This is a genomic window from Actinosynnema sp. NPDC023587, assembly GCF_040640215.1.
In the GTDB taxonomy this organism is placed as follows: domain Bacteria; phylum Actinomycetota; class Actinomycetes; order Mycobacteriales; family Pseudonocardiaceae; genus Actinosynnema.
Map to the genome: position 1 here is coordinate 695,498 of NZ_JBFABG010000004.1, position 6,271 is coordinate 701,768.

A 6,271-nucleotide genomic window follows, 5' to 3' on the forward strand; every position below is an offset into this window, starting at 1 on the left:
TCGGCGCGCAGCCGGCGTTCGACCTCGGCGAGCGGCGGCGCGGACCAGGAGGTCCGCGCGCGGGATCACGCGCGGCGCGCGGTGGCGAAGCGGGGGCGGCCGGCCAGGTCGACGTGGTCCCGGACGTCGGTCAGCACGCGGCGGGCGGACAGCAGGGCGGGCACGGACTCGCCGTGCGTGTCGTCGTGCTCGATCGCCAGGTGGCCGCCGGGCTTGAGCAGGCGCGCGGCCAGGCTGACGACGTGCCGGATCACGTCCAGGCCGTCTGCGCCGGAGAAGACGGCGTCGTGCGGGTCGTGGTCGGCCACCTCGGGCTGCACGGCGGTGCCCTCGGGCACGTAGGGCGGGTTGCACACCACCAGGTCGACCGCGCCCTCCAGGTCGGCCAGCACGCCCGGCGCGGTGACGTCACCGGAGTGCAGGCGGATCGGCGTGTCGCCCGCCTCGACCCGGATGTCGGAGTTGCGGCGGGCCCAGGAGAGGGCCACCGGGTCGCGCTCCACGGCGTGCACGGTGGCGCGCGGCAGGCGGTGCGCCACGGCCAGCGCGAGCGCACCGGACCCCGTGCACAGGTCGACCACCACCGGGTCACCGGACACAGTGGACAGCGCCCACTCCAGCAGCAGTTCGGTTTCCGGGCGCGGGATGAACACGCCGGGGCCGACGTCGAGGTCCAGCCCGCCCAGGTGCGCCCAGCCGGTGATGTGCTGCAACGGGGTGCGCCCGACGCGCTCGCGCACCAGGCGGTGCAACGCCTCCACCACCGGCGGGTCGACCAGCGGGATCAGCGGCAGGCGCGAGCGCTCGACGCCCAGCACGTGCGCGGCGAGCAGTTCCGCGTCCGTGCGCGGGCTGTCGACACCCGCCGCGGTCAACATGCGTTCGGCTTCGAGCACGGCCAGCCGCAGCGGGTGTCGGGTCATGGGCAGAGCGTAGAGCGCTAAAAGTTGATCATGTGTCCGGCCAGACCGTGCACGGCTTCCTTGACCGCCTCGCCGAGCGTCGGGTGGGCGTGGACGTTGCGCGCCACCTCGTGCACGGTCAGGTCCCACTGCTGCGCCAGGGTCAGCTCGGGCAGCAGCTCGGTCACGTCCGGTCCGATCAGGTGGCCGCCGAGCAGCTCGCCGTACTTCGCGTCGCTGATCAGCTTCACGAAACCGGCCGAGTCGCCGATGCCGTGCGCCTTGCCGTTCGCGGTGAACGGGAACTTCGCGACCTGGACGTCGAAACCCTTCTCGCGGGCCTGCGCCTCGGTGTAGCCGAAGCTCGCGATCTGCGGCTGGCAGAAGGTGGCGCGCGGGATCATCACGAAGTCCAGTTCCTGGGTCTCCGCGCCGGCGATGGTCTCCGCCGCGATGATCCCCATGGACTCGGCCGCGTGCGCGAGCATCAGCTTGGCCGTGACGTCACCGATCGCGTAGACGTTGGGCACGTTCGTGCGTCCCCGGCCGTCCACGGCGATCGCGCCGCGCTCGGTCAACCGCACGCCGGTGTTCTCCAGGCCGTAGCCCTGCGTGCGCGGCTGGAAACCGATGGCCTGCATGACCTTGTCGGCCTCCAGGACCTCCTGCGCACCGTCCTTCGACACGGTGACGCGGACCTTCGCGCCGGTGTCGTCGATGGACTCGACCCGCGTGCCCGTGCGGATGTCGATGCCCAGCCGCTTGTACCGCTTGGCGAGCTCCGCGGACACCTCCGCGTCCTCCAGCGGCACCACCCGGTCGAGGAACTCCACGATCGTGACCTTGACGCCGTAGTTGTGCAGCACGTAGGCGAATTCGACGCCGATCGCGCCCGCGCCGGCGATGACGATGCTCTCCGGGAGGTCCGAGGAGAGGATCTGCTCCTCGTAGGTGACCACGCGCTCGGAGAGGGAGGTGTTGGGCAGCAGCCGGGTGGTCGCGCCGGCGGCGATGATCACGTCCGTGAACGTGACCGTCTCATCACCCACCTGGATGGTGTTGGCGTCGACGAACGTGCCCCGGCCGGTGAACTCGGTGATGCCGTTCTTCTTCATCAGGAAGTGCACGCCCTTGACGCGCCCGTCCGCGACCTTGCGGCTGCGGTCGAACGCCGCGCGGTAGTCGAACTTCACGCTGCCCTCGACCTGGATGCCGTAGGTCTTCTGCTCGTGCGTGAAGAGGTGGGCGAGCTCGGCGTTGCGCAGCAGCGCCTTCGACGGGATGCAGCCCACGTTCAGGCAGACCCCGCCCCAATAACGCTCTTCGATGACCGCCGTCTTCAGGCCGAGCTGGGCCGCGCGGATCGCGGCGACGTACCCGCCTGGCCCCGCACCGAGGACCACGACGTCAAAGTGTGCGCTCATGAACGACACATTAGGTGCCCGGTTGGTCCGACAAGAACTCGATCGTCCGCCGCCACGCGTCGATCCGCGCGGCGGCGGTCGCGCCGGGCGTGCCGCCCAGGTCCAACCGGACGCCCGGACCGGGCAGCACGGTCCGCGTGACCGGGCGGTGCGGCGGGCCGGCGATCAGGTGTCCTGCCTCCGGGTACACCACGTGCTCGTGCCGGAAGGGGTGGTCGTGGGCGGTGAGCCGGCGTTCGGCCACCTCGCTCAGCTCGGCGCTCGGCAGGCTCCCGTCGCGGCCGGATGAGAGGAGCAACACACCGCCGGCGATCCGCTCCACCGGGATCTCGGCGGCCTCCGGGATGCCGTCGGACAGGTCGTGGACGGCGCTGAGCGCGACCGGTTCGCCGTCGACCACCTGGCGGCGCAGGCGGTCGGGGACCGAGTGGGGCAGGTACGGGAGCGGCCGGCCCTGCCACGTCCAGGAGGCGGCCTCGTGGTCGAGCCGCTGGAGCAGTCGCCGGCCCGGTCCGACGCACTGGGTCAGCACCCCGGAGCCGACGACGCTGACCACGGCCGTGATGCCGGGGTGGGTGGCGGCGGCCAGCAGCGCCAGTTCACCACCGCGCCCGCTGCCGAGGACCGCGACCCGGTCGGTGCGCTGCCCGAGGAAGTCGACGGCCTCGCCGACGTGCTCGACGGGGACGTCCACCAGGTCGTCCGGGACGTTCTCCGCGCCGAAGTAGGCCAGGGCCAGGGTGGTGAACCCGTGGCCGGCGAGGAGGGCGGCGTCCAGTTCCCGCCGACCGCCCTCGGCACCGCCCAGGACGATCACGCCGACCGTGGGGGCGGGGGTGGGCGGGGAGTTCTCGAAGAGGACCGCCGAGAGGGCCGGGACCTCGGTGCGGACGACGTGGTCGGGGATTCGCAGGCGCTCCACCTCGACCGGGGGCGCGTCCGCCGCTTCGATCCGGAGCGGGTGTGGCTGTGGCTGCCGGTGTGGCTGTGGCTGTGGCTGTGGCTGCGGGTGCGGCTGCGGGTCGGTTGGGGTCATCGACCAGAACAGGCCCATCGGGTCGACGTTCCGGTAGCTGCCCGTGAGCGGGGCGTGCCTGGTCAGGTCTACCACGCCGCGTTCGTCGGCGCGGAAGACCGCCTCGGAGCCGTGGTCACCGGTGGACGCGCGAACGGTGATCTCGGCGTCCGGGCGCAGGCCCGTGACCCTGATGTCGAGGGGGTGGTCCAGCGGGGCGCGTCGGGGACTGACCAGGATCTCCGCCATCGCGCCCTCCTGTCACCCGCCGGCGAGCCGTTCCGCCCGGTCGGCCGCCGCGAGCGCGTCGAGCACCGCGTCCAGGTCGCCGTCCAGGACCTGGTCCAGGTTATGCGCTTTGTAGCCGACGCGGTGGTCGGAGATTCGGGATTCCGGGAAGTTGTAGGTGCGCACCCGCTCGGAGCGGTCCACCGTGCGGATCTGGGTGCGGCGGGCGTCGGACGCCTCCTGCTGCGCCTTCTCCTCGGCCAGCACCTGGAGCCGGGACTGGAGGACCAGCATCGCGCGGGCCTTGTTCTGGAGCTGGCTGCGCTCGTTCTGGCAGGACACGACGATGTTGGTCGGCAGGTGCGTGATGCGGACGGCCGAGTCGGTGGTGTTGACGCTCTGGCCGCCCTTGCCGGACGAACGGAACACGTCCACCCGCAGGTCGTTCTCGTCGATCTCGATCTCGACGTCCTCGGTCTCCGGGAAGACCAGGACACCGGCCGCGCTGGTGTGGATGCGACCCTGGCTCTCGGTCACCGGGACGCGCTGCACGCGGTGCACGCCACCCTCGTACTTCAGCCGCGACCACACCCCGTCCGGGGTGTCGGTCTTGGCCTTGATCGCGACCGTGACGTCCTTGAACCCGCCCAGGTCGGAGTCGGTGCCGTCGAGGACCTCGGCCTTCCAGCCGTGGCGCTCGGCGTAGCGGAGGTACATGCGCAGCAGGTCGCCCGCGAACAGGGCGGACTCCTCGCCGCCTTCACCGGACTTGATCTCCAGGACGACGTCCGAGCCGTCGTGCGGGTCGCGCGGAAGGAGGAGTTCGGTGAGCTTCTCCTCGATCTTCGGGATGCGCTGGGTGAGCTCGTCCACCTCGGCGGCGAAACCCGCGTCCTCGGCGGCCAGCTCCCGGGCCGCCTCCAGGTCGCTGCGGGCCGCGCCGAGTTCGTGGGCCGTGCGGACGATCGGGGTCAGCTCGGCGTAGCGCTTGCCGAGTTTGCGCGCGCCTGCCTGGTCGGCGTGGACCGAGGGGTCGGCGAGCTTGGCTTCCAGCTCGGCGTGCTCGGCCAACAGGGCTTCCAGGGTCACGGTTCGGCGCTCCGGTCTCGGGTCGTGCTCGTTTCTGGACGGAGATACGGCAACGGCGTCCACCCAGAGGTCTGGGTGGACGCCGTTGGTCCAGCTACTTGCCCTGACGCTTGCCGTAACGGGCCTCGAAGCGCGCGACCCGGCCACCGGTGTCGAGGATCTTCTGCTTACCGGTGTAGAACGGGTGGCAGTTCGAGCAGACCTCGACGTGGATGGAGCCGGAGGACTTGGTGCTGCGGGTGGTGAACGTGTTCCCACAACCGCAGGTGACCTCGGTCGTCTGGTACTCGGGGTGAATGCCGGTCTTCAACGTCTTGTCCCTCTCTTCGGTGGCCGCCGGGTCCTCGGTGGTTGCGGGAACCACGAGCGAGGTGAACCGGAGCCGGACTCGACCTGACAGTCTGCCAGATGCGGTCGACGATGGTGACAACGCCTCGGGGTCGGGGGATGTTCCCGTACCTGGTGGGGCTGGTCGGCCACGCGGCCCGGGTCGGTTTGCCGGGCGGTTTCGGGGCGGCTTGCCGGGCGGTTTCGGGTCGGTGATCGGGTGGTTGCGGGGCAGTGGCGCGTGGGTGGAGGTGGCGCGGATCACAACCGTTGGGCGTTCTCCGTCGACCATTTGGCGCATGAGGTAACCGTTCGACTACTCAGAGCATCACGGAACGGTCGACGGAAGCGAGACTTGACCTGTGTTGTGCGCGTCCGGACGCCCGCTGCGGTTGATCACGTGGCTGGCACTGCCGTTCCTGTTCGGCAGCGCGGTGCTGGGTCTCACCGGGCTCTCGGGGCTGCTCGTCGGCGCACCTCACGACATCGCGCTGTCCAGCCCGTTGTTCGGGGCGGCGGTCGCCGTGGGCGCGGCGGGGAGCGGCATGGTCGCCTGGCACGCGCCCTGGCAGCGGACCTGGCTGCGGTGGGGGTACCTGGGCGGACTGCTCGGGGTGGGCGTGGCGGTCGACGGGGTGCGGTTTCCGGTCGTCGCGGTGGTGGCCGTGGGAGTGCCGGTGGTGGCACTGCTCCTGGTCCAGTACGTGGTGGAGAAGCGGCGGAGCGCCGAGACGACGGATGAGCACATCACCACCGGCGATCAATGCCGTTAAACGCTCTGCGGGTGGGGTTTCGTGTTTCGGCGGGCTCTTGTAGCGCCGGATTGTCGGTGTGCCGTGGGATAATGGTGTTGGGGCCGGAGGCCATGCTGTTGACGGCTGGGGCGGGGTTGAGAGCGGCGTTGGGGCGGCGTGAGCTGCGGGTTTGCCGCGTGGAAGCGAGAGGCCGTGCCGTTGGCGGTTGGGGGTTGAGAGCGGCGTGAGCTGCGGGTTTGCTGTTAAGGCCGGAGGCCGTGGGTTAGGCGTTTTTAGAAAAGCTAAAGCTCAAAGCGTCCTCGCCGGACGGGCGAGCCACCAAGGATGACGTTTGGGTGGTTGCCGTGCGGTGGTGTGGTGGGTGTCGTGTCGTCCCCGTATGGCCCGGTCCGGAGACAACCGCGCTTGGTCGGGTAGTGCAAGCGAAGGGCGTGCTTGCACTACCCGACCCACCGCCGGTGGGCGGGGCGCGGGGCCCAAGGGGGGCCCCCCGCGCGGGGGGGGGGGGGGGTGAGTGCGCGGGGCGCCCCG

The 6,271-nt window shown here is 70.9% G+C and carries 6 protein-coding genes; 1 reads left to right on the plus strand and 5 read right to left on the minus strand.

Annotated elements, in window-relative coordinates:
• Nucleotides 1-65 precede the first annotated feature (65 nt).
• The 5 genes from prmC to rpmE form a co-directional block, all read right to left on the minus strand.
• Nucleotides 66-923, minus strand: a complete 858-nt coding sequence (gene prmC / locus AB0G01_RS15605; protein WP_360945157.1) for a peptide chain release factor N(5)-glutamine methyltransferase — start codon at nucleotides 921-923, stop codon at nucleotides 66-68.
• Between the two features lie 17 nt (nucleotides 924-940).
• Entirely contained in the window at nucleotides 941-2,326 is a 1,386-nt protein-coding gene (gene lpdA, locus AB0G01_RS15610) for a dihydrolipoyl dehydrogenase (protein ID WP_360945160.1), read from the minus strand.
• 10 nt (nucleotides 2,327-2,336) lie between these two features.
• A complete protein-coding gene (locus AB0G01_RS15615; protein ID WP_360945163.1) occupies nucleotides 2,337-3,590 on the minus strand; it encodes an acyl-CoA thioester hydrolase/BAAT C-terminal domain-containing protein in 1,254 nt (417 codons plus the stop codon).
• A 12-nt stretch (nucleotides 3,591-3,602) separates the two neighbouring features.
• A complete protein-coding gene (prfA, locus tag AB0G01_RS15620) occupies nucleotides 3,603-4,658 on the minus strand; it encodes a peptide chain release factor 1 (protein WP_360945166.1) in 1,056 nt (351 codons plus the stop codon).
• Between the two features lie 94 nt (nucleotides 4,659-4,752).
• Nucleotides 4,753-4,968: a 50S ribosomal protein L31 gene (gene rpmE / locus AB0G01_RS15625; protein ID WP_360945304.1), complete on the minus strand. Its 216-nt coding sequence runs from the start codon at nucleotides 4,966-4,968 to the stop codon at nucleotides 4,753-4,755.
• A 379-nt stretch (nucleotides 4,969-5,347) separates the two neighbouring features.
• Between rpmE and AB0G01_RS15630 the strand changes: the two genes are divergently transcribed.
• Nucleotides 5,348-5,758: a hypothetical protein gene (locus AB0G01_RS15630; RefSeq protein WP_360945169.1), complete on the plus strand. Its 411-nt coding sequence runs from the start codon at nucleotides 5,348-5,350 to the stop codon at nucleotides 5,756-5,758.
• Nucleotides 5,759-6,271: the final 513 nt, after the last annotated feature.